General features: G+C 75.1%; 26 protein-coding genes and 1 riboswitch. Of the genes, 13 read left to right on the top strand and 13 right to left on the bottom strand.

All coding sequences use genetic code 11. The features are described from left to right. Positions 1-245 precede the first annotated feature (245 nt). Positions 246-650, bottom strand: a complete 405-nt coding sequence (locus RM555_RS04520) for a winged helix-turn-helix transcriptional regulator (protein WP_311410580.1) — start codon at positions 648-650, stop codon at positions 246-248. A 76-nt stretch (positions 651-726) separates the two neighbouring features. On the opposite strand from RM555_RS04520, the gene RM555_RS04515 reads away from it, so the two are divergent. After that, on the top strand, positions 727-1659 hold the full coding sequence (locus RM555_RS04515) for an NADP-dependent oxidoreductase (RefSeq protein WP_311410579.1): 933 nt from the start codon (positions 727-729) through the stop codon (positions 1657-1659). Between the two features lie 125 nt (positions 1660-1784). Here RM555_RS04515 and RM555_RS04510 read toward each other — a convergent pair whose 3' ends face one another. The 4 genes from RM555_RS04510 to RM555_RS04495 form a co-directional block, all read right to left on the bottom strand. Then, entirely contained in the window at positions 1785-2543 is a 759-nt protein-coding gene (locus tag RM555_RS04510; RefSeq protein ID WP_311410578.1) for an SRPBCC family protein, read from the bottom strand. A gap of 1 nt (position 2544) precedes the next feature. Then, a complete protein-coding gene (locus tag RM555_RS04505; protein ID WP_311410577.1) occupies positions 2545-3153 on the bottom strand; it encodes an ArsR/SmtB family transcription factor in 609 nt (202 codons plus the stop codon). A gap of 65 nt (positions 3154-3218) precedes the next feature. After that, a complete protein-coding gene (locus tag RM555_RS04500) occupies positions 3219-5327 on the bottom strand; it encodes a heavy metal translocating P-type ATPase (RefSeq protein ID WP_311410576.1) in 2109 nt (702 codons plus the stop codon). Between the two features lie 112 nt (positions 5328-5439). Continuing rightward, complete coding sequence (locus RM555_RS04495) at positions 5440-5847, bottom strand: four-helix bundle copper-binding protein (RefSeq protein WP_311410575.1); 408 nt, start codon at positions 5845-5847, stop codon at positions 5440-5442. Between the two features lie 178 nt (positions 5848-6025). Between RM555_RS04495 and yidD the strand changes: the two genes are divergently transcribed. From yidD to RM555_RS04475, 4 genes are all read left to right on the top strand, one after another. Next, on the top strand, positions 6026-6442 hold the full coding sequence (gene yidD, locus RM555_RS04490) for a membrane protein insertion efficiency factor YidD (RefSeq protein ID WP_311410697.1): 417 nt from the start codon (positions 6026-6028) through the stop codon (positions 6440-6442). Positions 6443-6451: 9 nt separating this feature from the next. Beyond that, positions 6452-6907 (top strand): ATP-binding protein, encoded by a 456-nt coding sequence (locus tag RM555_RS04485; protein WP_311410574.1) that lies wholly within the window; start codon positions 6452-6454, stop codon positions 6905-6907. A 164-nt stretch (positions 6908-7071) separates the two neighbouring features. After that, positions 7072-7905, top strand: a complete 834-nt coding sequence (locus RM555_RS04480) for an MEDS domain-containing protein (protein WP_311410573.1) — start codon at positions 7072-7074, stop codon at positions 7903-7905. A 14-nt stretch (positions 7906-7919) separates the two neighbouring features. Next, on the top strand, positions 7920-8879 hold the full coding sequence (locus RM555_RS04475) for a sensor histidine kinase (protein WP_311410572.1): 960 nt from the start codon (positions 7920-7922) through the stop codon (positions 8877-8879). On the opposite strand, the gene RM555_RS04470 is transcribed toward RM555_RS04475, so the two are convergent. Then, a complete protein-coding gene (locus tag RM555_RS04470; RefSeq protein ID WP_311410571.1) occupies positions 8839-9696 on the bottom strand; it encodes a cytochrome c oxidase assembly protein in 858 nt (285 codons plus the stop codon). The genes RM555_RS04475 and RM555_RS04470 overlap by 41 nt on opposite strands. Continuing rightward, positions 9693-10178: a DUF2243 domain-containing protein gene (locus tag RM555_RS04465; RefSeq protein ID WP_311410570.1), complete on the bottom strand. Its 486-nt coding sequence runs from the start codon at positions 10176-10178 to the stop codon at positions 9693-9695. The genes RM555_RS04470 and RM555_RS04465 overlap by 4 nt, the downstream gene beginning before the upstream one ends. A gap of 209 nt (positions 10179-10387) precedes the next feature. Between RM555_RS04465 and RM555_RS04460 the strand changes: the two genes are divergently transcribed. From RM555_RS04460 to RM555_RS04450, 3 genes are all read left to right on the top strand, one after another. Continuing rightward, entirely contained in the window at positions 10388-11626 is a 1239-nt protein-coding gene (locus RM555_RS04460; RefSeq protein WP_311410569.1) for a DUF2786 domain-containing protein, read from the top strand. A 98-nt stretch (positions 11627-11724) separates the two neighbouring features. Continuing rightward, positions 11725-12093: a YciI family protein gene (locus RM555_RS04455; protein WP_311410568.1), complete on the top strand. Its 369-nt coding sequence runs from the start codon at positions 11725-11727 to the stop codon at positions 12091-12093. Further along, positions 12090-13361 carry an RNA polymerase sigma factor gene (locus tag RM555_RS04450; protein WP_311410567.1) on the top strand — a complete coding sequence of 424 codons (1272 nt, stop codon included), beginning with the start codon at positions 12090-12092 and terminating at the stop codon, positions 13359-13361. Before RM555_RS04455 ends, RM555_RS04450 begins: the two co-directional genes overlap by 4 nt. A gap of 90 nt (positions 13362-13451) precedes the next feature. Here RM555_RS04450 and RM555_RS04445 read toward each other — a convergent pair whose 3' ends face one another. The 5 genes from RM555_RS04445 to RM555_RS04425 all read right to left on the bottom strand — a co-directional run bounded on the left by RM555_RS04445 (position 13452) and on the right by RM555_RS04425 (position 17967). Next, a complete protein-coding gene (locus tag RM555_RS04445) occupies positions 13452-13949 on the bottom strand; it encodes a hypothetical protein (RefSeq protein WP_311410566.1) in 498 nt (165 codons plus the stop codon). Between the two features lie 183 nt (positions 13950-14132). Further along, entirely contained in the window at positions 14133-14306 is a 174-nt protein-coding gene (locus RM555_RS04440) for a CsbD family protein (RefSeq protein ID WP_132231820.1), read from the bottom strand. 162 nt (positions 14307-14468) lie between these two features. Then, the gene (locus RM555_RS04435; protein WP_311410565.1) at positions 14469-16721 is read right to left on the bottom strand and encodes a heavy metal translocating P-type ATPase; all 2253 of its coding nucleotides are present in this window, start codon (positions 16719-16721) and stop codon (positions 14469-14471) included. 8 nt (positions 16722-16729) lie between these two features. Beyond that, positions 16730-17728 (bottom strand): hypothetical protein, encoded by a 999-nt coding sequence (locus tag RM555_RS04430; RefSeq protein WP_311410564.1) that lies wholly within the window; start codon positions 17726-17728, stop codon positions 16730-16732. Between the two features lie 29 nt (positions 17729-17757). Further along, positions 17758-17967, bottom strand: coding sequence for a heavy-metal-associated domain-containing protein (locus RM555_RS04425; protein ID WP_311410563.1), 210 nt, complete (start codon positions 17965-17967; stop codon positions 17758-17760). Between the two features lie 150 nt (positions 17968-18117). Here RM555_RS04425 and RM555_RS04420 point away from each other — a divergent pair, with 150 nt between their 5' ends. The 3 genes from RM555_RS04420 to RM555_RS04410 all read left to right on the top strand — a co-directional run bounded on the left by RM555_RS04420 (position 18118) and on the right by RM555_RS04410 (position 21404). Continuing rightward, positions 18118-18420: a metal-sensitive transcriptional regulator gene (locus tag RM555_RS04420; protein ID WP_132231828.1), complete on the top strand. Its 303-nt coding sequence runs from the start codon at positions 18118-18120 to the stop codon at positions 18418-18420. A 316-nt stretch (positions 18421-18736) separates the two neighbouring features. Next, positions 18737-20086 carry a YibE/F family protein gene (locus tag RM555_RS04415; protein WP_311410562.1) on the top strand — a complete coding sequence of 450 codons (1350 nt, stop codon included), beginning with the start codon at positions 18737-18739 and terminating at the stop codon, positions 20084-20086. A gap of 166 nt (positions 20087-20252) precedes the next feature. After that, positions 20253-20384, top strand: a riboswitch (cyclic di-AMP (ydaO/yuaA leader). A gap of 3 nt (positions 20385-20387) precedes the next feature. After that, complete coding sequence (locus RM555_RS04410; protein WP_311410561.1) at positions 20388-21404, top strand: coiled-coil domain-containing protein; 1017 nt, start codon at positions 20388-20390, stop codon at positions 21402-21404. A gap of 98 nt (positions 21405-21502) precedes the next feature. Here the strand turns inward: RM555_RS04410 and RM555_RS04405 are convergent, their stop codons facing one another. Beyond that, a complete protein-coding gene (locus RM555_RS04405) occupies positions 21503-22255 on the bottom strand; it encodes a carbonic anhydrase (protein WP_311410560.1) in 753 nt (250 codons plus the stop codon). A gap of 211 nt (positions 22256-22466) precedes the next feature. Between RM555_RS04405 and RM555_RS04400 the strand changes: the two genes are divergently transcribed. Continuing rightward, on the top strand, positions 22467-22808 hold the full coding sequence (locus RM555_RS04400) for a helix-turn-helix transcriptional regulator (protein ID WP_311410559.1): 342 nt from the start codon (positions 22467-22469) through the stop codon (positions 22806-22808). Between the two features lie 53 nt (positions 22809-22861). After that, the gene (gene mycP, locus RM555_RS04395) at positions 22862-24109 is read left to right on the top strand and encodes a type VII secretion-associated serine protease mycosin (protein WP_311410558.1); all 1248 of its coding nucleotides are present in this window, start codon (positions 22862-22864) and stop codon (positions 24107-24109) included. Positions 24110-24192 lie beyond the last annotated feature (83 nt).

Genomic DNA, 24192 nt, shown 5'->3' with positions numbered 1-24192 from the left:
CATGCTCCCGGGTCTGTTCTTCGCACGACCGCCCGGCGTCGTACCCGGGCCGGCGTCCTGATCTTGGCCGACGTGCCCGCGGCGGTCCACGGTCACGAGCGGGCGGACGCCCCGGCCATGGTCTGGATCGTCGCGCCCGGGGCTGCCGGCCACTAACGCCAGCATTCCGCAATTGCCAATCCCGTGCAACAAGCGCCGGACGGCCGTGTAGCCCAGGCCACACCCCGTCCAGGTCGGAGCGACGGTCAGCCGGCGTCGCCGCGGTCGTACGCGGCGCGGGCGCGATGGACCTGCTCGATGTGCGTCTCGGCCCAGTTCTTGATCGCCTGCTGGATCGGAAGCAGGGTACGGCCCAGCGCGGTGATCTCGTAATCGACGCGCACCGGCACCGACGGCGTGACGGTGCGGGTGAGGAGTCCGTCGCGCTCCAGCTTGCGCAGCGTCTGGGTCAGCATCTTCTGGCTGGCGCCGGGGATGGTGCGGCTCAGGTCGCTGTAGCGCAGGGGCCCGTCGGCGAGGGCGGCGAGGACCAGCGTCACCCACTTGTCGCTGAGCGTCGCCAGCAGCTGGTGGCCCGGGCACTGGGCGAGAAAGGCGTTGTACTCGTCGCGCTGGTGCTCCCGCAGCTGCGCGGCGCTCAGGGTCGCCATGACGGACCTCCGGGAGGGTTACGCACCTTCGGGTACCTACTTACCGCCGGAGAGTAGCAGCCCTAGCGTGAGCGGCATGAAGGCTGTTGCCGTACGCCGCTTCGGCGGCCCCGAGGTCCTGGAAGTCGTCGACGCACCCGTGCCGGAGGCCGGGCCCGGCCAGGTGCGTGTCCGCGTGGCCGCGGCGGCGGTCAACCGGATCGACCTGTCCACCCGCAGCGGTGCGCTCAGCGAGGCCGGCCTGCTCGCCCCCGCCCCGGTGGTGTGGCTCGGCTGGGACGTGGCCGGGCAGGTCGACCAGGTCGGTCCCGGCGTCGACCGGTTCGCCGCCGGGGACCAGGTGATCGGCCTGCGCGACGTGCTGTCGGCCGGTGGCGCCCAGGCGGAGTACGTCGTCCTGGACGACCGCGCGGTGGCCCCCGCGCCGGTCGGCGTCCCCGCCGCACGGGCCGCCACCCTGCCGCTCGCCGGACTCACGGCCGACCGGTCGCTCGCCCTCACGGGCCTGCGTGCCGGGCAGACGCTGCTCGTCACCGGCGCCGCGGGCGGTGTCGGCGGGTTGCTGCTCGAACTCGCCGCCATGCGGGGCGTGCGCACCGTGGCCGTCGCGGGCACGGACGACGAACCGCTCGTCCGCGACCTGGGCGCGACCTGGTTCGTGCCGCGTACGCGACGGCTCGCCGAGGCCGTACGCCGCGAGGTTCCCGGCGGCGTCGACGCGGTGGTCGACGCCGCGGTGGTCGGCGTCGCGGCGCACGAGGCGCTGCGGCCGGAGGGCACCTTCGTGGCCCTGGTCGCACCGTTCGCGCCGCCGCCCCTGCGGGCCACGCGCGTCGTCGTGCAGGAGGTGTTCGCCGACGGCGCACGGTTGACCGAACTGGCCGCGCTGGTGGGCGCGGGACGGCTCAGCCCACGCGTCGCGGACACCCTGCCGCTGGACCAGGTCGGCGTGGCCCACGACCGCCTCGCCGCGGGCGGCCTGCGCGGGCGCCTCGTCCTCACGCCCTGACCACACCCGGACGCCCGGCGGGGCCGGCCCGGCTCCCACCGGGCACAGCCTGCCGGGCGTCCGGATCGGCCCCCGTCCGACGGGCGTCCGGGCCGGTCGGGCCGCCCGGCGCTCTCGTCGTCGGGTCAGCCGACGGGCAGGGCGGCCAGCCAGTCCTGCCAGGCCCGCTCGGCCCGGGCCGGGTCCTGCCCGGGGGCGAAGACGTGGTGGCCGAGGACCAGGGCGTCGCCGCGGTCGGCACCGGAGTGCAGGAACCGGTAGAGCGCGTCGCCGGTGCGGACACCGACGTAGGTCGGCAGGCCGGCCAGGTCGACGACGCCCTCGATCGGCGGCAGCCCGGCGACGGTGCACCGGACGCGCTGCCCCTCGGCGAGTGGACCGGCCACGCCGAGGGCCTCGGCCACGACCGGCCACACCCGGTCCGCGCCGCCGACGCCCGGGCGGAAGGCCGAGACCGGGGTCGCGGTCCGGCCGGGGAAGTGGGCGAGGTACGCGGCCAGCGTCCCGAGGTACATGTCCCAGCCGATCCCCATGGCCTCGTACTCGGTCTCCCAGTCGTCCCCGAGGACGCCGCTCTGGACGAGCCGCAGGGTCGTGCTGCCCTGGTCGCGGCCCTCGATCAGGTATTCCATGGCCATGAACGTGCCGTCCGGGGCCGGTTCGGTGCGGTCGGCGAGCCGCTTGCCGGGCTCCCACGCGGTGATCGTCGACTCCTCGACGTGGCCGGCCATCGTCAGGCGGGTCCGGCCGCCCTCGCCCGGCTCGACCTCGGTGCGGCCCATGAACCAGGAGTCGATGCCCGGCCCGGTGGCGATGGCCTCCCACACCTGCTCGGGCGTGGCGGCCAGCTCGACGTCCTTGCGCAGCTCGAAGTGGTGTCCCATGTCAGTGCTCCTCGTTCGGGGTTCTGTCGTCGGGGTCGGCGCTGGGGTGCAGGGCGACCACCACCCGGTGCTCGCGCCCGCCGGGGGCGTCCTCGTCGTGGTACCTGCCGACCAGGGCGGTGACGGTGGCCGCCAGTTCCTCGGCGAAGGCCGCCCGGTCGGCCGCCGAGGCGAACCGGACGGTGCCGTCGACCGCGAAGGTCGCCACCCGCTGCTTCGCCCGCTCCGCGCCGGTGACGAGCGCGCCGACGTCCTGCACCAGGCGGGCGGCCAGCGCCAGCAGCCACCGCGCCGACAGCCGGTCCGGCGACTGCGCCGGGTCGGGCCGGACGGCGGAGAGGGCGGCGGGCGAGATCACGTACGACGCCGCGGTGGCCCGCATGACCCGCTCGGTCACGTTGCCCTTGCGGCGCTCCTCCACCAGCTCGACCAGGCCGTGCTGCTCCAGCGCCCGGAGGTGGTAGTTGACCTTCTGCCGGGGCAGGCCGACGCGGGCGGCGAGCATCGTCGCCGAGGCCGGCTCGGCGAGCGCGGCCAGCAGCCGGGCCCGCATCGGGTCCAGCGACGCCTCGGCCGCCGCCGGGTCCTCGATCACTGCGATGTCGAACATGGGCACAGCGTCCCACCGACAATTTTTCCTGTCAAGACAATCGGATTGGTCGGTGGAGTCGCCGCTCACTCCTCCCGAGGCCGCAGGCGTACGCGGCGCAGCAGTTGGGCGTTGAGCGCCACCACGATCGTCGAGGCGGACATCAGGATCGCCCCGACCGCCGGGCTGAGCGTCACCCCGGCCCACGCCAGCACGCCAGCCGCCAGCGGGAGGGCGACGACGTTGTAGCCGGCCGCCCAGCCCAGGTTCTGGAGCATCTTGCGGTACGAGGCCCGGGACAGCCGGATCACGCCGGTGACGCCCCGCGGGTCGGACGAGGCGAGCACCACCCCGGCGGACTCGATCGCCACGTCGGTGCCGGCGCCGATGGCGATGCCCACGTCGGCCCGGGCCAGGGCGGGGGCGTCGTTCACCCCGTCGCCGACCATCGCCACCCGCAGCCCGCGCCGTTGCAGGTCGGCCACGGCGTCGTCCTTGTCGGCGGGCAGCACCTCGGCGAAGACCTCGTCGACGCCGGGGCGGAAACCGAGGTCGGCGGCGACCGCCTCGGCGACCGGCCGGGCGTCACCGGTGATCATCACGATCTTGCCCACGCCCTGCTCCCGCAGCTCGGCGATCGCCTCGCGGGCCTCGGGGCGGACCTGGTCCTCCAGCGCCAGGGCGCCGAGGACGGTGGCCGTGTCGCCGTCGAGGCGCAGCAGGTGCAGCACCGCCGCGCCCCGGCGCGACCAGTCGCCCTGCCGGTCGGCCAGGTCGTCCGGCATCCGCGCGCCCAGCTCGCGCAGCAGGGCGGGACCCCCGACGGCGTACGCCGTGCCGTCGACCTCGGCGCGGACGCCGCGCCCGGTCAACGAGCGGAACCCCGTCGCCCGCCGGGCCACGCCGCGCCCGGCCCCGGCGGTCACGATGGCCCGGGCCAGCGGATGCTCGCTGTCCGCCTCCACCGCCGCCGCCAGGGCGAGCACCTCGTCCTCGCTGCCGCCCTGCGTGGCCGCCACCCCCGACACCACGTGCTCGCCCCGGGTCAGGGTGCCCGTCTTGTCGAACAGCACCGCGTCGACCGTGCGCATCCGCTCCAGCGCCAGCCGGTCCTTGACCAGGATCCCGCCCCTGGCCGCCACGGCGGTCGACAGCGCGATCACCAGCGGGATGGCCAGGCCCAGCGCGTGCGGGCAGGCGATCACCAGCACGGTGACGGTACGCACCACGGCCGCGCCGAGGTCGCCGAGCACGGCCCAGGTCACCAGGGTCGCCAGGGCCACCACGGTAGCGACGTAGAACAGCCAGGCGGCGAAGCGGTCGGCGAGCACCTGCGCGCGACCGCTGGACTGCTGGGCCTGGGCCACCAGGCGCTGGATGCCGGCCAGCGCGGTGTCCTCGCCGACCGCCTCGACGCGCACCCGGATCGCCGCGTCGGTGGCCACGGTGCCGGCGACCACCCGGTCCCCGACGCCCCGGGAGACCGGCCGCGACTCGCCGGTCACCATGGACTCGTCCAGCTCGGCGCCGCCCTCGACGATCCGGCCGTCGGCCGGCACCCGCGCGCCGGGCCGGACCAGCACCAGGTCGTCGACCCGCAGGTCCGCCACGGACACCCGCTCGACCCCGCCGTCGGCCGCCACCCGCTCGGCGTCGTCGGGCAGCAGCGCCGCCAGGGCGGACAGCGCGCCCTGCGCCTGCCCGATGGCCTTCATCTCCTGCCAGTGCCCGAGCAGCATGATCGTGACCAGGGCGGCGAGTTCCCACCAGAAGTCCAGGTCGAAGACGCCGAGCGCGGTGGCCGCCGAGGCGACGTACGCCACCGTGATGGCCATCGCGATGAGCAGCATCATGCCGGGCGCCCGGTCGCGCACCTCCCGTACGGCCCCGACCAGGAACGGCCAGCCGCCGTAGAGGAAGACGACGGTGCCGAGGACCGGGCCGACCCATGCCACGCCCGGGAACTCCAGCCGGTAGCCGAACCAGTCCATCACCATGTCGCTGGTCAGCACGATCGGCACCGTCAGTGCCAGGCTCAGCCAGAACTTCCGGCGGAACATCTCCGGGTCGTGCCCGGCGTGCTTGTCGTGCCCGGCGTGCCCGCCCGCGCCCGGAGCGTGCTGGCCGGCGTGCGTGTCGGAGGTACCCGTCGCGCGGGGTGGGTGGTCGTCGTGGTGGTGCGTCCCGTGGGGCATCTGCGCCTCCTCCTCCCGACCACCATACATACCCCCACCGGGTATTGGCCGGAGGATCGACACGGCGCCGGCACCCCCTGCGGGATGCCGGCGCCGTGTCGTCCGGGGACGGTCAGCTCATGGTGGCGAGCAGGTCCCGGCAGGCCCGCTCGCACGCGCGGCAGGCCTCGGCGCAGATCCGGCAGTGCTCGTGCATGCCCGCGTGGCCGGCGCACTCGTCGCCGCAGGACTTGCAGGCGGTGGCGCACGCCTCCAGCAGCGTGCGGCTGATGTTGGCGTCGTAGCCGGTGTGCCGGGACAGCACCCGGGCGGTCGTCGTGCAGATGTCCGCGCAGTCCAGGTTCGTCCGTACGCACTTCGTCAGCTCGGCGACCATGTCCTCGCTCAGGCAGGCGTCGGCGCAGGCGGTGCACGCCTGGGCGCAGGTGTTGAGCGCCTCGACGACGGCGGCCAGCTTGGCCCGGTCCAGGTTGATCGACTTCGGGTACGTCTCGAGCATCGGCATCGTGGTGCTTGGCACGGCGTTCTCCTCTCGGTCATTGCCTGAGCACTACCCGCGACCGTCGCCCGCCATGCGGCCACCGGCGGTACCGGTCGATTCCGCGTCCGGGGCGACACCGCGTCCGGGTCCCACCGGCCGGTCGGCTCCGGGGGCGACGGCGCGCCGGCCGTCGCGTTGGCCGATGATCGGGACCGTGATGTTCAGACGCCTCCGGGAGACGGCCCGCGAGAACCGCCGGCAGCAACGGCACATGTCGAAGTCGAAGAACCCCGACGGCTGCTGCGACTGCTGCGACCTGGGGCTGTTCTCCGCCCTGCTGACGCTCGGCGCGGCGACGGCGGCGGCGACCCGGGCGCCGGTGCTGGACCGGGCGGGGGTGGCGGTGATCCGGGGCTACCGCCGCTGGCTGTCGCCGCACTGGCCGGGACGGTGCCGCTTCACGCCGACCTGCGGGGCGTACGGGCTGACGGCGGTGGAACGGCACGGGTTGGCGGTGGGCGGACGGATGGCCGCCGAGCGGGTGCGTCGCTGCCGTCCGGGGGTGCCCCGGGGCACCCACGATCCGGTGCGCCGACCGATGCGCCCTGGAGTGAGCCGGCCGGAGATCGGGTAGAACGGAACCATGGGCCAGCTGAGCAGTTCCCCACCCCCGGCGCAGGCCGTTGAGCTGCGGCGGTGGACGTTGCAGGAGGCGGTGGACCTGCGTGCCCTGCGGGCGTCCCTGCACGAGGAACTGACCGGCGACGTGCTCGGTGAGGGCGAGGCCCTGGCGGAGGTCCCCGAGCTCGTCGCGCTGATCGCCACGGAGCTGGCGACGAACGCCCTGCGCCACGGGATCCCGCCGACCATCGTCCGGCTGCTCGCGACCGACGACTACCTCATCCTCGACGTCGCCGACCACGACCTGGGGTCCGTGCCGCAGCTCGCCGAGGCCCGGCCCGTCGGCGACGGCGGACGCGGCCTGGAGCTGGCCCGCGCCCTCTCCCTCGACGTCGGCTGGTACGCCACGGGCACCACCAAGAACATCTGGGCGTCCTTCCCCCGCACCGAGCGCCTCAGCGGCGCGCGGAGCGCCTGACCGGGCACCGGCCGACGCGGCCTCCGGGGGACGGAACGGCCGGCAGGCAGACCCACTCCGGGGCGACGAACCGGTCGGAAGCGTCCGCCCCCGGCATCCCGGCAGGTCGCGCGCCCGGCCCCCGTTCCAGGGCGGCCTACACTGGTCAGCGTGAGGCGACCAGCATGATCAACAATGAACGGCGGACCGCGCCGGGCAGTCACATCTGCTGGTCGTACGACGACCTGGAATCCCTCGCCGACCAGGCGGAGCGCCACCTCGCCGCGGGCCTCGCGGCCGGCGAGCGCTTCTGGTACGTGACACCGCGCCCCTCGGACCTGGTGGCCGAGCGGCTGCACGCGCTACCGAGCTTCACCGACGCGGTGCGCCGGGGCGCCGCCGCGGTGGTCCCCCTGGTCTCCACCTACTCGCCCGACCAGGTCGTCGACCCGGCGGCGCAGGTCGCCGCCTACGCGGCCGCCACGGACGAGGCGCTGGCCGCCGGCCACACCGGGCTGCGCGTGGTCGCGGAGGCCACCGAGCTGGTCCGCACCCCGGCCCAGCTCGACGTCTTCACCCGCTACGAGCACCGAATCGACCGCTACATGCGCACCCGGCCGTTCAAGGCCATGTGCGCCTACCACCGGCTCAACCTGGGCGACCGGGCGGTCACCGAGTTGGCCTGCATGCACCCGCAGACCAACGTCGAGGACCTGCTGTTCCGGTTGTACGCCGTGGCGCCCGCCGACGGGCACGCCGCGCTCGCCGGCGAGCTGGACATGTCGAACCACGACCTGTTCCGCACCGCCCTGGACCGCGCCGACCTGCGACCCACCGACGGTGAGCTGGTGCTGTCGGCGGCCGACCTGCGTTTCGTGGACCACCGCGCCCTGGCCCACCTGGCCGAGTACGCGCACCGCCGCGGCGCGACCGCCGTGCTGCGCACCCCCCGCTCGGCCGCGGCCCGCCTGGTGGAGCTGCTGGACCTGCCCGGCGTGCGGGTGGAGGTCACGCCATGAGGACGGGTCACGCCATGAGGACGGGTGCCGCCGCCCAGCACCACGGCTACTACCACGAGGCCGTGCGCTACGACTCCGATGACGAGCTGCTCGCCGTGGCGGTGCCGTTCCTGCTCGGCGGCGTCGAGGCGGGCGAGCCGACCTTCGTGGCCCTCGGCGAGCGCACCGGCGGGCTGGTCCGCTCGGCGCTGCCGGCCGGTTCCGGGGTCGAGTTCCTGCCCGGCGGCGACGTCTACGCCCGGCCCGCCGCCGCCATCCGCTCCTACCGCCAGCTCCTCGCCGAGCAGGTGGCCGCCGGCGCCGGGCAGATCCGGATCATCGGTGAGGTGCCCCCGGTCTCGTTCGGCGCGACCTGGGACTGGTGGGCCCGCTACGAGTCGGCGATAAACCACGCGTACGACGACTTCCCGCTGTGGAGCATGTGCGCGTACGACAACCGGATCACGCCGCCGGAGGTGCTGGCGGACGTGGCCCGGACGCACCCCCGGTTCGCCACCCCCGACGGGCGGCACGTGCCCAGCCCGACCTGGACGCCGCCGAGGGAATACCTGCGACAGGGCCCCCGGGTCGTGCCCGACCCCCTCCAGGCGCAGCCGCCGGCCGTGGAGTTGACGGACCCGACGGCGGCCGAGGCGCGTGCCGCCGTGCACAAGGTCGACCAGGGCCAGGTGCCGGTCGACGACGTGGAGGATCTGGTCGTCGCGGTGAGCGAGATCGTCACCAACGCGCTGCGCCACGGCAGGCCGCCGGTCCGACTGCGCGTGTGGGCCGGCGACGACCGTATCGTGGCGACGGTCAGCGACGGCGGCGACGGGCCGGGCGATCCGTTCTGCGGGCTGCTCCCCGTGTCCGACGGCGCCCCCGGCGGGCTCGGCCTCTGGATCACCTACCAGTCCTGCAACCACGTCACCTGGCAGCGCGACGAGGCCGGGTTCACGCTCCGGCTGACGGCCGGGAAGGCGTACACCGGCTGATCGGGACGACCTCGCCTCCGGGCGGGCGCGCGCCGGCGGAGGGTGCCGGTCGGCGGGGCCGACGCCGGTGGTACCAGGCGGCGAAGAGAGCGGTGGCGAGCAGCAGTTCGGCGACGTCGCCGCCGTAGTACATCAACCGGGCCGCCGCGCGCAGCGCGTCGACGTCCCGCTCGGGCAGCCCGGGGGGCAGGGTGGCGGCGTGCGCGTAGAGGTACTTCGCCAGCACGGCGTGCCCGGCCCCCGCCGCGAGCAGGGCGCCGGCCCGCACCGCCGGGCCCGGCCGGCGCGGCGCCGGGTCCGGGCCGGCCACCGACCAGGCGAACAGGTAGCCGGCGACCACGTAGTGCACGTGCAGGGCGTGGTGCAGCACGGGGTTCCGCTCGGCCGCCGCGTAGAGCGGCGTGAGCAGCACCAGCGCCAGCCCGCCGGTGGTCAGCAGTGCCGCCGTCACCGGATGGGCGAGCACGTGCACCGGCCGGGCCCGCAGGAACCGGCCCACCCGGCGGCCGGTCGCCGGCGGCACGACCCGCAGCAGCAGGGTCACCGGCGCGCCGAGGGCCAGCGCGAGCGGCGCGACCATGCCCAGCAGCAGGTGCTGGGCCATGTGCACGCGCGGGTCGCCGGGCCCGCCCGCCAGCGGGCCGAGGGCGACCGCGAGCACCGCGCAGCCGGCCAGCCAGGCGACCGTACGCCGGCGACGCCAGCCCCGCCGGTCCCGGGACACTGCCAGCAGGTAGCCGGCGGCGAGCAACGCGACCGCCGCGAGCGGCAGCGGGGCGGGCCCCGCGGCGGCACCGGTGTGCGCGAGCGCCGTCACCGGGCGTCGCGGCCGGAGCGGGACCGCACCCGCCAGGTCACCCACACGCCGAGCAGCAGCAGCGCCACCGCCGCCACGTTCCACACCACGTCGTACGGGAGCAGGTGCACCCCGTAGCGGATCTGGTGCAGCCGCAGCACCTTGTGGTCGACGATCCCGTCAAAGAGCTGGAACGCCCCGGCGCCGAGCAGGAATCCGCCCCAGGCGGCCCGGGGCACCAGGGCGCCCCGGCGGCGCAGGTCGGCGAACCAGAAGAAGCCGCCGACCAGGGCGAGCAGCTCGGCCGAGTGCAGCAGCCCGTCGGAGAGCAGCCCGACGGAGAGGGTGGACCGGTCGTAGAAGTGGTGCCAACCGAGGATCTGGTGGAAGACGATCTCGTCGACGGCAGCCATCACCGCCACCCCGATCACCGCGGCGGCGAGGACCGACCGGCGAAGATCAGGTGCGCCGGAGCCGTCGCCCGGCAACCACGGTCCCGCCATCCCAGCACCTCGCATCGCTCGACACCCCCGAACTACCCGGGACCGGCCGAACCATGCGGAAGTTCCCCGCCGCCGGGGCGGCCGGGCCGGGGCCTTCCGGTGGCACGGGTCACGACCGGCGGACGGCGGGCGGGCCCGGCGGTACCTTCGGCGGGCGGGCGACGATCGTTTCCCGGCGCGGAAGAAGCAGACCCCAGGAGGACACGGCCGTGCCGGACGCCGAGGAACTGGTCAACGACGCGCTCGCGGCGGTACGCGGCACCGACGTACGCCTCGCGGAGCGGCAGCTGGACCGGCTGATGATCGGGACGGGCGCCGCGGACGGCGCGGCGGCGGTGGACGCCGCGCTCCTGCGCCGCCTGGCGCGGGGCGTGGGGCGGCTGGCCCAGCGCGGCTGGCAGCCGGTGGACCTCGGCCGACTCGCCGCCCGCCGGCTCGACCCCCGGGCGGCCGGGCTGGTCACCGACGCGCTCGCCGCGCAGCGCCGCGAGCTGGCCGACCCGGTGCCGCCGTGGTGGGACGACCAGCTGCGCGACCTGGGCGCCGGGGTGTGGTGGGACGCCGACGAGGGCCACCTGGCCGCCTGGTCCGCCCGCGCCGGATGCGACCGGTTCACCGCGCTGCGGGCGGCGGTCGACGCGCTGGCCCTGATCGAGGGGCTTCCGCCGATCGCCGTGCTGCGCCCGCCGCCCGGCGCGCCCGGTACGGCCGTCGCGCGCGGCGGGTCGGGCAGCGGCTCCCGGATGCTCGACCGGGTGCGGGCGCTGCTGGCCAAGGCGGAGTCGACCACCTACCCGGCCGAGGCGGAGGCGCTGACCGGCAAGGCCCAGGAGCTGATCGCCCGGCACAGCATCGACCAGGCGCTGCTGGCGGGCGCCGCCGAGCCCGCCGACCGGCCCGGCGGGATGCGCCTCGGCACCGAGCCCCCGTACGCGGGCGCGAAGGCGCTGCTGGCGCAGGAGGTGGCGGCGGCGAACCGCTGCGAGGCCGTCTGGTCCGACGACCTCGGCTTCACCACCGTGCTGGGCTGGCCGGCCGACCTGGAGGCGGTCGAGCTGCTCTACACCTCGCTGCTGGTGCAGGCCACCACCGCGATGCTGCGCGGCCGGGGGGAACGGCGGGCCAGGAGCACCGGCCGGCGGACCCGGGACTACGACGAGTCCTTCCTCAACGCCTTCGCGCTGCGGATCGGCGAGCGGCTGCGGGCCGCCACCGACGCGGCCGACCGGGAGGCGACGGCGCAGGCCGGGCCGGAGCGGCTGCTGCCGGTGCTCGCCACCCGCGCCGAGGCGGTACGCGAACGCCTCGACACACTCTTCCCCGGCGTGGTCCGGGGGCGGCTCACGGTGCGCGACGCCGAGGGCTGGTCGTCGGGCACCTCCGCCGCCGACCGCGCCTCGCTCGGCGCCGGCCCCGCCCCGAAGCGCCAGGTACGCGGCCGGCGCTGAGATTCCGTACCGCCGGCTGTCGGAACCGGCGGGTCGGCTCCGACCCCTCACCGGAAACGCGCCACCATGGGCTCGGCCGAGGAAACGAGGAGCACCCGATGAAGTACATGCTGCTGATCTGGAACCGCCCGGGGTTCGTGGACGGGCTGTCGGAGCAGGAGCGCAGCGCGCTCTTCGGCGAGGTCGACGAACTCATGCGGGAACTGACCGAGTCGGGCGAGTTCCTCGGCGGCCAGGCCCTGGCCGACCCGTCGCAGGCGCGTACGGTCCGGCTGGCCGGTAACCGGCCGGAGGTGACCGACGGGCCGTACATGGAGAGCAAGGAACAGTTCGCCGGCTACCTGATGGTCGACTGCGACGGCCCCGAGCGGGCCACCGAGATCGCCGCCAGCTGGCCGGACGTGCGGCGGGGCTTCGGCGTGCTGGAGGTGCGGGCGATCATGGACGAGGCCGGGACGGAAATGTGAGCGGAGGCCACCTGGAGGACCTGCTGCGCGACCTGGCGCCGCAGGTCCTCGGCCTGCTCGTCCGCCGGCACGGCCAGTTCGACGCCGCCGAGGACGCCGTGCAGGAGGCGCTGCTCGCCGCCGCCGTGCAGTGGCCGCAACAGGGCGTGCCGGACAACCCCCGGGCGTGGTTGCTCACCGTCGCCACGCGCCGGCTGACCGACGAGTGGCGCAGCGAGCGCGCCCGGCGCAACCGGGAGGCCGCGCTGGCCGCCCGCGAGCCGGCGTACGCGACGGTCGCGCCGGCCGTCGACGAACAGCCACCGGCGGGGGACGACACGCTGGCCCTGCTGTTTCTCTGCTGCCATCCGGCGCTGGCCCGGTCGGCTCAGGTCGCGCTGACGCTACGGGCGGTCGGCGGCCTCACCACCGCGCAGATCGCGAGGGCGTACCTCGTGCCCGAGGCGACGATGAGCCAGCGCATCCGCCGGGCCAAGCAGCGGATCGAGGCCGCCGGGGCGCGGTTCACGATGCCCGCCCCCGGGGACCGGGACGAGCGGCTACGGGCCGTGCTCCAGGTGCTCTACCTGATCTTCAACGAGGGGTACACCGCGTCGAGCGGGCCGGACCTGCACCGGGCCGACCTGACCACCGAGGCGATCCGTCTGGCCCGGCTGGTGCACCGGCTGCTCCCGGGCGACGGCGAGGTGACGGGGCTGCTGGCGTTGATGCTGCTCACCGACGCGCACCGGGCCGCCCGCACCGGGCCGGCCGGGGAGCTGGTCCCGCTCGCCGAGCAGGACCGCGACCGCTGGGACCATGCCGCCATCGGCGAGGGGACCGCGCTGGTCACCGAGGCGTTGACCTGGTCACCGCCCGGCCCGTACCAGCTCCAGGCGGCGATCGCCGCCGTGCACGCCGAGGCCCCGTCCGCCGGGCGCACCGACTGGCGGCAGATCCTGGCGCTCTACCGGCTGCTCGCCCGGACCGCCCCGAGCCCGATGGTCACCCTGAACCAGGCCGTCGCGGTGGCCATGGTGGACGGTCCCCGCGCCGGCCTGGCCCTGCTCGCCCCGCTCGACGACGACGACCGCACGGCCGGGCACCACCGGCTCGCCGCCGTCCGCGCCCACCTGCTGGAGCTGGCCGGCGAACCGGGGCGGGCGCGGGCGGCGTACCTGGCTGCGGCCCGGGGGACGACGAGCCTGCCGGAGCAGCGCTACCTGGAGTTGCGGGCCGCCCGGCTGACGGGGACCGACAGGTCCCGGCAGCTACGGGAGCCGCGTTGACGGACGCCGGGCGGCGTGCGGCACGGGGGTGCATGCCGGCCGGCGTCCCGGGTCAGGCGTCGACGACGCCGGGCGACGTGCCCGTCGACCTCAGGCGCGGCACTCGCGGGTCAGCTTCGGTGGGATCGCGGTGAAGGTCGAGTCCATCCAGGCGGCCGGCCGGGACGCCCGGGAACCGGCGTCGATCCGGTCGGCGGTCTCCTGGATCAGGGCGCGGATCTCCGGGTCGGCGGCGCGACGGGCCTGCGCGCGTACGTCGTCCGCCAGCCCCGCCAGGTTGCGCCGGAGCTGGTCGGCGACCTGCTCACCGGTCAGGTCGCGGGTGACCGAGGCCGCCGAGTCGGTGGCGATCCTCCGGCTGCCGGCAAGGATGAGCTGGTCGACCTCGCGGCAGACCTCGACGGTGTTGGCGGCGGTCGTGGCGACCGGGGAGGGGCTCGGGGCGGCGCTCGCCGGGGCCGTCGGGCTCGCCGGGGCCGCGCCGGTCCGGGCGGTCTCCTCCCGCGCGGTGTCCTGGCAACCCACGGCCAGCACCCCGAGCGCCACCGTGGCGGCGGCGCGGCGCGCGTAGACGACGGATCGGGACACGGGACCTCCCGTTCGGGGTCTCGGCCTTCCCGGAGGTGACGGCACAGGTGCCGTCGGCGCCGGGCGGCGGGACGTCGACCTGCCAACGAGTGGCGCCTGCCGGGGGAAACGTCCGCCGGACGCGCCAGTACGCCCTCCGCCGGGTCGGCTGGTGACCGATCCGGCGGAGGGCGCGTACGCGGGTCAGCTCTTGAAGGCGTCCTTGATCTTCTCGCCGGCCTGCTTGAGCTTGGCGCTGGCCTGGTCGTTGCGCCCCTCGGCCTCGAGCCGCTCGTTGTCGGTGGCCCGGCCGGCGCCTTCCTTCAGCTTGCCGGCCGCGTCCTCGGTCGTGTTGTTGATCTTATCTTCGAAACCCATGTCAACCTCCGGATTGGCGGTGCCGGTACGCCTTTCGAATACCCCGCACCGCCACGGTCCAACCGTCCGGTCACCCACCGCCCGGCCGGCAGGCCGGCGGGCCGGCCACGATCCGTGCCGCCCGCCCCTGACGGACGGGGCCGGCGGCACGGCGCGGAGAGGTCAGGAGACCGGGCGGAAGCCCCGCAGCCGGAGGCTGTTGGCGACCACGAAGACCGAGGAGAAGGCCATCGCGGCGCCGGCGATCATCGGGTTCAGCAGGCCGGCGGCGGCCAGCGGCAGCGCCGCCACGTTGTAGGCGAAGGCCCAGAACAGGTTGCCCTTGATGATGCCGAGGGTGCGCCGGGCGAGCCGGATCGCGTCCACGGCGGCCATCAGGTCACCCCGGACCAGGGTCAGGTCGGACGCCTCGATCGCCACGTCCGTGCCGGTGCCCATCGCCAGGCCGAGGTCGGCCTGGGCCAGCGCGGCGGCGTCGTTGACCCCGTCGCCGACCATCGCCACCGCCCGCCCCTTGTCCTGGAGCCGCCGCACGACGTCGACCTTGTCGGCGGGCAGCACCTCGGCGACCACCTCGTCGATGCCCAACTCGGCGGCCACGGCGCGGGCGACGGTGGTGTTGTCGCCGGTCAGCAGCACCGGCGTCAGGCCGAGCGCGCGCAGCTGTGCGATCGCCGCCCGGCTCGTCGGTCGGACCACGTCGGCCACCGCGAGGACCCCGCGGGCCCGGCCGTCCCAGCCGGCCAGCACCGCCGTCCGCCCCTGGGCCTCCGCCGTGGCCGCCGCCCGCGCGACCTCCTCCGGTACGTCGAGGCCGTGCTCCCGCAGCAGCCGGGGCCGACCGATGAGCACCTCCCGGCCGTCGACCGTCCCGCTCACGCCGAGCCCCTCGGCGTTGGCGAACCCGGTCACCGGCGGCAGTACGCCCGCCTCGGCCGCGCCGGCGGCGACGGCCCGGGCGATCGGGTGCTCGGACGCGGACTCCAGCGCCCCGGCGAGCCGCAGCAGCTCCCCGCGCTCCTCGCCGGCCGCCGGGACCACGTCCACCAGCGTCATCCGGCCGGTGGTGACGGTGCCGGTCTTGTCCAGCACGACCGTGTCCACCTGCTTCGTGGACTCCAGCACCTCCGGCCCCTTGATCAGGACGCCGAGCTGCGCGCCCCGGCCGGTGCCGACCAGCAGGGCGGTCGGCGTGGCCAGCCCGAGGGCGCACGGGCAGGCGATGATCAGCACCGCCACGGCGGCGGTGAACGCGGCGGTGCCGCCCGACCCGTTGCCGAGCCACCAGCCGAGAGTGCCCACCGCGAGGGCGATCACGATCGGCACGAAGACGCCGGAGATCCGGTCGGCCAGCCGCTGCACCGCCGCCTTGCCGGTCTGCGCCTGCTCGACCAGCCGGGCCATCTGGGCCAGTTGGGTGTCGCCGCCGATGCGGGTGGCGGTGACCACCAGCCGGCCGCCCGCGTTGACGGTCGCGCCGACCACGGGCTCGCCCGGGCCGACCTCGACCGGGACGGACTCGCCGGTGAGCATGCTGGCGTCGACCGCCGAGGTGCCCTCGTCGACCACGCCGTCCGTGGCGATCTTCTCACCGGGCCGCACGACGAACCGGTCCCCCACCACGAGCTGGTCCACCGGGATCCGGGTCTCCGTGCCGCCGCGCAGCACGGCGACGTCCTTGGCGCCGAGTTCGAGCAGGGCCCGCAGGGCCGCGCCGGCGGTCCGCTTCGCCCGCGCCTCGAAGTAGCGGCCGGCGAGGATGAACACGGTCACCCCGGCCGCCGCCTCCAGGTAGATGTTGCCGGCGCCGTCGGAGCGGTTGATGGCGAGGCTGAACGGGTGGGTCATCCCCGGCGTCCCGGCGGTGCCGAGGAAGAGCGCCCAGACCGACCAGCCGAACGCCGCCAGGGTGCCGAGCGAGACCAGGGTGTCCATGGTCGCCGCGCCGTGCCGCAGGTTGATCCAGGCCGCCCGGTGGAAGGGCAGCCCGCCGTAGGCCACGACCGGGGCGGCCAGGGTGAGCGACAGCCACTGCCAGAAGTCGAACTGCCAGGCGGGCACCATCGCCAGCACGATCACCGGCACGGTGAGCACGGCCGAGACCCACAGCCGGGTACGCAGGCCACGCAGCTCGTCCACCGACTCGGCGGCCGGTTCGCCCCCGGCGGGCGTGGGCGGGGGCGGCAGGGCCGCCGTGTAGCCGGTCTTCTCCACCGTGGCGATCAGCTCGTCCGGGGTGACCTCGTCGGCGTACCGGACGGTGGCCTTCTCCGTGGCGTAGTTGACGGTGGCGGTCACCCCGTCCATCCGGTTCAGCTTCTTCTCGATCCGGGCGGCGCAGGAGGCGCAGGTCATCCCGCCGATCGCCAGCTCGATCTGGTTCGGTGCCGTCAGCAAAGGCTTGGTGGTCATCATGCTTCCCGTCAGTCGTGCCCGTGACCGGGGACGCCGTGGTCGGCGCCGGTGGTCGGGGAGCTCGTGGCGGCGGGCGTGCCCGCCGTCGGGGAGCTGGTCGCCGCCGGGACACCCGGCGCGGTCGGGCTGCCGGCGACGACGGTGAACTCGGCGGTACGCACCACGCCGCCGTGCTTGAAGTCCAGGTAGAGGCGGTAGGCCCCGGCCGACGGCATCTCCGCCGAGAAGCTCACCTCGGGGCCGGGCCGCGTCCGTCCGTCGCCCGGCTCGCCGTGCGGGTGCACGTGCAGGTACGCCAGGTCGCCCTGGCGCAGTGCCACCAGGTGGCCGTACGCGCCCAGGTAGGGCTCCAGGTCGGTGACCGGTGCGCCGGCGCGGCTCACGGTCAGGGTCAGCTCGGCGGTGCGGCCGGGCTCCGGGGCGCCGGCGAGCGTGACGGTGTAGCCGTCGACCGTGGTGCTGGTCGCCGGGGCTGGCAGGGGCCGCCCGGTCAGCGCGCCGGGGACGGTCACGTCGACGCCGAGCGTCAGCGCCTCGCCCCCGGTCGGGGTGAAGTCGGCGAACGCCCGCCAGACGCCGGGCCCGGCGAGCGGCGAGTCGACCCGCCAGGTGCCGTCCGGCGCCATCTCGGGGTGCACGTGCCGGAAGCCGGAGAGGTCGCGGCGGGCCACGATCAGGTGCATGCGCTTGTCGTGCGCCACGTCGTACGCGGTCACCGCCCGGCCGTCGGGACCGGTGACCTGGAAGGCGAACTGCCCGGCCGGGGCGTCCACCGGACGCAGGGTGTAGCCACGGTCGGAGACGAGCAGGCCGCCGGGCAGGTGCGCCGCCGCGCCGTTGTCGCCTCCGTGTCCGGCTCCGCCGTCCTCGCCGTGCCCCCCGCCGGCCTCGTGCGGGGCCTCGGCGGGCGGCGCCACGGGGTCGGCCACCCGGCCGACCCCGTACGTCGCGCCGAACACCACCGCGAGGCCGAGGGCGAAACCGCTCAGCTTCGTCGCCGTGTTCATGGTGTGCCTCGTTTTCCCCGTGCCCGATCTCAGGCGCCGACGAGGTCGTAACCGGCCTCGTCGACGGCGGAGCGCACGGTGTCGGTTTCCAACGGGCCCTCGCTGGTGACGGTGACCCGACCGGCAGTGACGTCGACCTGGACGTCGCTGACGCCCGGGATCGCGCCGACCTCGGTGCTGACCGCGGTGGCGCAGTGCCCACAGGTCATGCCCTGCACCTGGTACGTCGTGGTGATCATGGAACTCTCCTCTCGACGCCCCCAGCCTATACCCCCCAGGGGTAATTCGGAGGCGGACCGATGCCTGTGCCATGTACCGGTACCCGGTGGGGGTATCCCGGCCAGAAGCGAACGTACCATACCCCCGAGGGGTACGGTATCCTCGACCCCATGACCACACCGACGCCCACCCCGACCAGGGGTTACACCGCCACCAAGGATCAGCTGCTCGCGCGGCTGCGCCGCGTCGAGGGGCAGGTCCGTGGCATCGAGAAGATGGTCGACGAGGATCGCTACTGCATCGACGTGCTCACCCAGATCTCCGCGATCCAGGCCGCCCTGGACAAGGTCGCGCTGGGGCTGCTCGACGGGCACGCCCGGCACTGCATGCGCGAGGGCGCGGCCGAGGGCCGCGCCGACGAGATGGCCACGGAGATGATGGCCGCCGTCGGCCGCCTGATGAAGCGCGGCTGACCCGCCCCGGCGCCCGGCCCCGCGAGAAACGCGGGCCCCACGGCGACGCCATTCCTCCGACACCACCCGCACGACCTGCGCCCGGATGTCGGGGTGGCTACCATTCGGCCGGTGGCCCTCCGGATTCCGCACCGCCCGCCCCGCGCGCCCCGCCGGGCGGCGGCCCCGCCCACCCGCGACCGGGCGGGGGCCCAGGACCGCGGTACGTGACCGCAGCGCCTCCCGGAAGCGATCCCCGTCCCGGCCACGCGGCGACGGGTGAACCGACCGGCCCCGCCGGCACGTACCCCGCCCTGGATTCGTAGGGAGACACTCGATGGGCGCCGACCACACCCGTCCCGCTCCGTCCGCCCCGCCCGGGGTGCGGCGGATCCTCGTCGCGACGGTGGTGCCCCTCTTCGTCGCCACGCTGATCGCCGCCCTGGTGCTCTGGCCGTGGGACGCGCCCGACCCGGCGACCGGCACCGACGCACCCCGCTACCACGGCACAGTGACCCGGGTGGTGACGGAGCCGTGCCCGCCCGCCCCGGAGGCCCCGGAGGGGAGCCCCGACGCGCCGCAGGGCCCCTGCGGCACGGTCACCGTACGGGTGCAGGACGGCCCCGACGCCGGCCAGCAGGTGGAGACGCCGGTGCCCGCGGGCCCCGGCGCGCCGACCGTCGCCGTGGACGACGAGATCATCCTGGTCGAGCTCACCGACCCCGCCGACCCCACGGCCAGCACCTACAACATCGCCGAGCACCAGCGCGGCAAGCCGCTGGTCTGGCTGGTGGCGCTCTTCGCGGCCGCCATCGTCGCCTTCGGGCGGTGGCGCGGGCTGGCCGCGCTGGGCGGCCTGGCGGCGAGCTTCGCCATCCTGCTGACCTTCGTGCTGCCGGGCATCAGCGCCGGGAACCCGCCCCTGCTGGTCGCGGTCGTCGGCGCCGCTCTGATCATGTTCGTGGTGCTCTACCTGACCCACGGCGTGACGGCGCAGACCTCGGTCGCCGTGCTCGGCACGCTGGGCAGCCTGGTGCTGACCGGTGTCCTCGGCACGATCGCCACCGCCGCGACCCACCTGACCGGGTTCGGCTCCGAGGACGCCACCACGCTGTCGATGTACCAGGCCGACGTCGACCTGCACGGGCTGCTGCTGGCCGGGATCATCATCGGCTCCCTCGGCGTGCTGGACGACGTCACGGTGACCCAGGCCGCCACGGTCACCGAGCTGGCGCACGCCAACCCCGGGCTGTCCCGGACGCAGCTCTACCGGGCGGCGACCCGGGTCGGCCGGGCGCACATCGCCTCGACGGTGAACACCATCGTGCTGGCGTACGCCGGCGCCTCGCTGCCGGTGCTGCTCCTGCTGACCGCCGACTCGCGGGCGGTGACCCAACTTCTCACCAGCGAGTTCCTCGCCCAGGAGATCGTCCGCAGCGCGGTCGCCACCCTGGGCCTGATCGCCGCCGTGCCGCTGACCACCGCGCTGGCGGCCCTGGTGACCACGGCCGGCCGACGCGGCGGGGACGCCACCGACCGCGCCGCGCCCGCGACCGCGCCGACGCCCCGGCCGGCGACCGACCGGTCCGAGGCGCTGGAGGCCCTCAGCGGGCCGCGTGGAGACACGCCGGCCGCCACGCCCGCCGGATGGCCCGACGGGGGCAGAAGTACGGACACCGCATGGTGACGCTCCTCAGCGTGACCGAACAGGACGTCCGGGCTGATAAACGCATCACTGGTCACCGTCCGCCATTACGAAATAACGCATTTAGTCGGCTTAGGGACGTAGATCCCCGGGAGCGTTCTCGGGTAACCTCGCTGCCGGTCACCGCCGAAGGCGCGCAGCGGCGCCTGCGGTGCCGCCGCCCAATCGCCGCGAGGCGAACCGGGGACCCAGGTACGTGGGGTGAATCCGCGCCAGCGGTAGGGGCCACTTCCGCCCCGAACCCGTCAGCTAACCCGGTCGGCGGTCGACGGAAGGGAAAACTGTGACGGCACCCCTACGCCGCTGGTTGACGCCCGTGGTGGCCGTACTCGCCGCCCTGGCGGTCTTCGCCGGACCTCTCCCGGCGGCGGCCGCGCCCACCCCGCCCAAGCCCTCCGGGCACGGGGACGACGAGCCCAAGCTGCTCGACGACCTCATCGAGGCCCGGAACCGGTCCTTCGTGCAGGCCAAGGCGAAGCTGGCGAAATCGAAGAAGCGCCAGCTCGAACTGGCCCTGGAGGTCTCCCGGGCGCAGGCCGAGCTGAACGCGCTGGCCCCCCAGGTCAGCCAGATCGCCGCCCAGTCCTACCGCACCGGGCGGATCGGCGCGGTGTCCATGCTGCTGGACACCGCCAGCCCCGACTCGTTCGTCAAGCGCGCCGCCGCCCTCGACGAGCTCAATCTGGTCAACTCCAAGAAGCTCGCCGAGGTTAACGCGGTCAAGGACCGCGCCGAGCAGGCCAAGCTGGCGCTCGACACCGAGGTCCGCGAACAGCAGAAGCTGACAAACGAGATGGCGCGCGGCAAGCGGGAGGCGGAGAAGGCGCTCGCGCTGGTCGGCGGCAGAGGGCTGACCAGTGGCAAGGTGGTCGCCACCTCGCCGGTGGCGAAGATCGCGCCGGGACGGACGGCCGACGGCGACTGGACCCCGCTGTCAGCCACCGAGGACGACCCCACCACCTCCGGCCGCATCACCGCGCGCACCCTGCACATGTACAAGGAGGTCAAGCGGGCCGGCTTCAACCGGTTCGTCGGCTGTTACCGCCCCGGCGGGCCGTACGAGCACCCGAAGGGCCGGGCCTGCGACTGGTCGCTGCAGAAGAGCGGCTTCTCCCCCTGGCACAACGACGACACCTACATGTACGGCAACAACCTGACCGCGTTCCTGGTCCGCAACGCCGACCGGCTCGGCATCTACTACGTGATCTGGAACAGACAGATCTGGTTCCCGGCGACCGGCTGGAGTTCCTACAGCGGTCCGTCGAACCACACCGACCACGTCCACGTGTCACTGCTCTAGCCGGGACCACACGTACACAGAGGGCCGCCCCGCCGGACGCGGGAGCGGCCCTCTGCCGTCATGCGGGCCCGCCGCGACGACCTGCCGGGCGGGCGGAGTCAGGCGAGCGCGGCGCTGGCCGCCGCCTCCGGCGCGTCGGCCGTGCGGGCGGGCACCTCGGCCACCGTCCGCACCTCGCCGGCGGTCAGCCGGTACGACATGCCGACCACCCCGCAGCGGCCGGCGGCCACCTCCGCGGCGAGGACGGCGGAGCGGCCCAGCATCGCCTCGACGGTGTGCGCGATGTGGATGTCGACGATGCCGTCGATGTCGTCCACGCCCTCGGCGGCGGCCCGGCGCAGGCTGGGCACCACGGCGTCCACCACGGCGCACAGGTGCCCGACCGGCGGGGTGCCGGTGGCGTCCGCCGTACGCGCCGCCTGGACGGCTCCGCAGGAGTCGTGCCCGAGCACCACCACCAGCGGCGTGCCCAGGACCGTGACGGCGTACTCCACGCTGCCCAACACCTCGGGACCGATGGTGTGCCCGGCGGTGCGGACCACGAAGAGGTCACCGAGGCCGCGGTCGAAGATGATCTCGGCGGCGAGCCGGGAGTCGGAGCAACCGACGATCACCGCGAAGGGGTGCTGCCCGTCGGCGACCGCGGCGCGGTGCCCGGCGTCCTGGTTGGGGTGGCGCGGGGCGCCGGTCACGAACCGCCGGTTGCCGGCGTGCAGCTCGGCGAGCGCCTGCTCGGGACTCGCGGGGACGGCGAACGCGGTGCCGACGTCGGCCGGGACCCCGCCCGTGGCCGGCGCCGGGAGCGTCCGCTCCGGACCCGGTTGGCTTCCTGGCGATCCGGGACGACTCATCCCACACCTCGCTACCTCACGTGAACGGCCTGGTCACCCGGGCCGACGCTGGACGCGGGCTGCCACCACGGTCACACGCACTGCAAGATACGTCAAGGGATGCGTGATATGCATTTCATATGTTCGGCGGCCCCGGTGCGACGGCGGCCGGGCCTCCGCGCGTCCGTCGGCCGCGAGGGCACGCAGGAAAACACGAAGCAGGGGCCATACGATGGCGGGCATGGCGACGACAGGGGAGAACGGGAGCACCCGCAACTGGACCTTCCTCACCAACCACGGGCACGTGCTGCTCGCCATCGCCCGCAACCCCACCGCCCGGCTCCGCGACGTCGCCGACGAGGTGGGCGTCACCGAGCGGGCCGCGCAGGCGATCGTCGCCGACCTGGAGGCCGGTGGCTACCTGAACCGCACCCGGGTGGGCCGACGCAACGAGTACACGCTCAACCCCGCCGGGCGGTTCCGACACCCCGCCGAGGCGGACCGGCAGGTCGGCGCCCTCCTCGCCCTCTTCGCCGACGACCAGGAGCCGGCCGAGGCCACCGAGCGTTCCTGACGAGGGTCCGGGCGGCGGCACGCCGCTCCGGCCCGCGGCGGTAATCTCACCGCGTGCGCGAGAGTTTCCGACCGGGCGGGACCGGGCCGGCCCGCCGAGGCGGGCGCGGTGCCCGCGCGGTCCTCGGTGGAGCGGCCGCGGTCCTGCTCGGCACCGCCGTCGTCGCCCCGTCGCCCGCCTCGGCGGCGGTCCCCCGCTGCGGGCCCCCCGGCGTCGCCGCCCCCGCCGAGACGCCGTGGCCGCTGAGGAGACTCGAACCCTCGTCGGCCTGGCGGATCTCCCGGGGCGCCGGCGTCACGGTGGCGGTCATCGACTCCGGCGTCTCCGCCCTCCATCCCGCCCTGAAGGGCCAGGTCAAGGTGGGCCGGGACTTCAACGGCCTGCCGCAGCAGCAGGGCCGCTGCGACCTCGCCGGCCACGGCACCATCGTCGGCGGCATCATCGCCGGGAAGGAGGGCACCGGCGCGTCGTTCAGCGGCATCGCGCCGCAGGCCAGGATCCTCCCGGTACGCGTCCTGCCCGACACCCGGACCACCGTCGACGAGGGGCTGCCGGGGCAGATCGCCACGGCGATCCGGTGGTCGGTGCAGAACGGCGCCGACGTGATCAACCTGTCGCTGGTGACCCTGGACCGGAAGGATCTCGCCGACGCCGTCCGCTACGCCCTCGACGAGGGGGTGGTCGTGGTGGCCGCCGCCGGCAACCGCCAGGAGAACCAGCAGGACAGGCCCGCGTTCCCGGCCGCCTACCCGGGGGTGATCGCGGTCGCCGGGGTGGACGAGGAGGGCGGTCACGTGGGCAGCTCGGTCAGCGGGGACTACGTCGACCTCGCGGCGCCCGGGCTGAACATCCTCGGCCCGGCCCCCGGGGGCGAGGGCTTCCTCGCCGAGCCGCAGGGCGGCACCAGCTTCGCCGCCGCGTACGTCTCCGGGGTGGCCGCGCTGGTCCGGGCCGCCCACCCCGACCTCGACCCGGAGCAGGTCGCCGACCGGCTGATCCGCACGGCCGACAGCCCGCCCGAGGGGAAGAACGCCGAGGTCGGCCACGGGGTGGTGAATCCGTACCGCGCGGTGGCGACCGTGCTCGGCACCCGTACCGACCCGCCGGCCGGCGCGATGCCGGCACCACCCTCCACCGAGGACCCGCTCGCCTGGCAGGGCACCGTCGCGGTCTGGGCCGCCGCCGTCGGCGCGCTCGTCGCCGCGCTGCTGCTGTCCGTCAAGCCGATCCTGATCCGCGGGCGACGCCGGGGCTGGCGCCCGGGCCGCCGCCCGTCCGCAACGGACGCCACGACCGGCTGACGCCCTTCTCCCGTACCGCCCCGAACCCGCCCGGACAGCGTCGGGCGCCGCCCACCGGTGCGGTGGACGGCGCCCGGCGTGAC

It is taken from the genome of Micromonospora reichwaldensis (assembly GCF_031845925.1).
GTDB lineage: Bacteria > Actinomycetota > Actinomycetes > Mycobacteriales > Micromonosporaceae > Micromonospora > Micromonospora reichwaldensis.
Note: the sequence above shows the minus strand (reverse complement) of the source record. Positions and strands in the feature narration are given on the sequence as shown.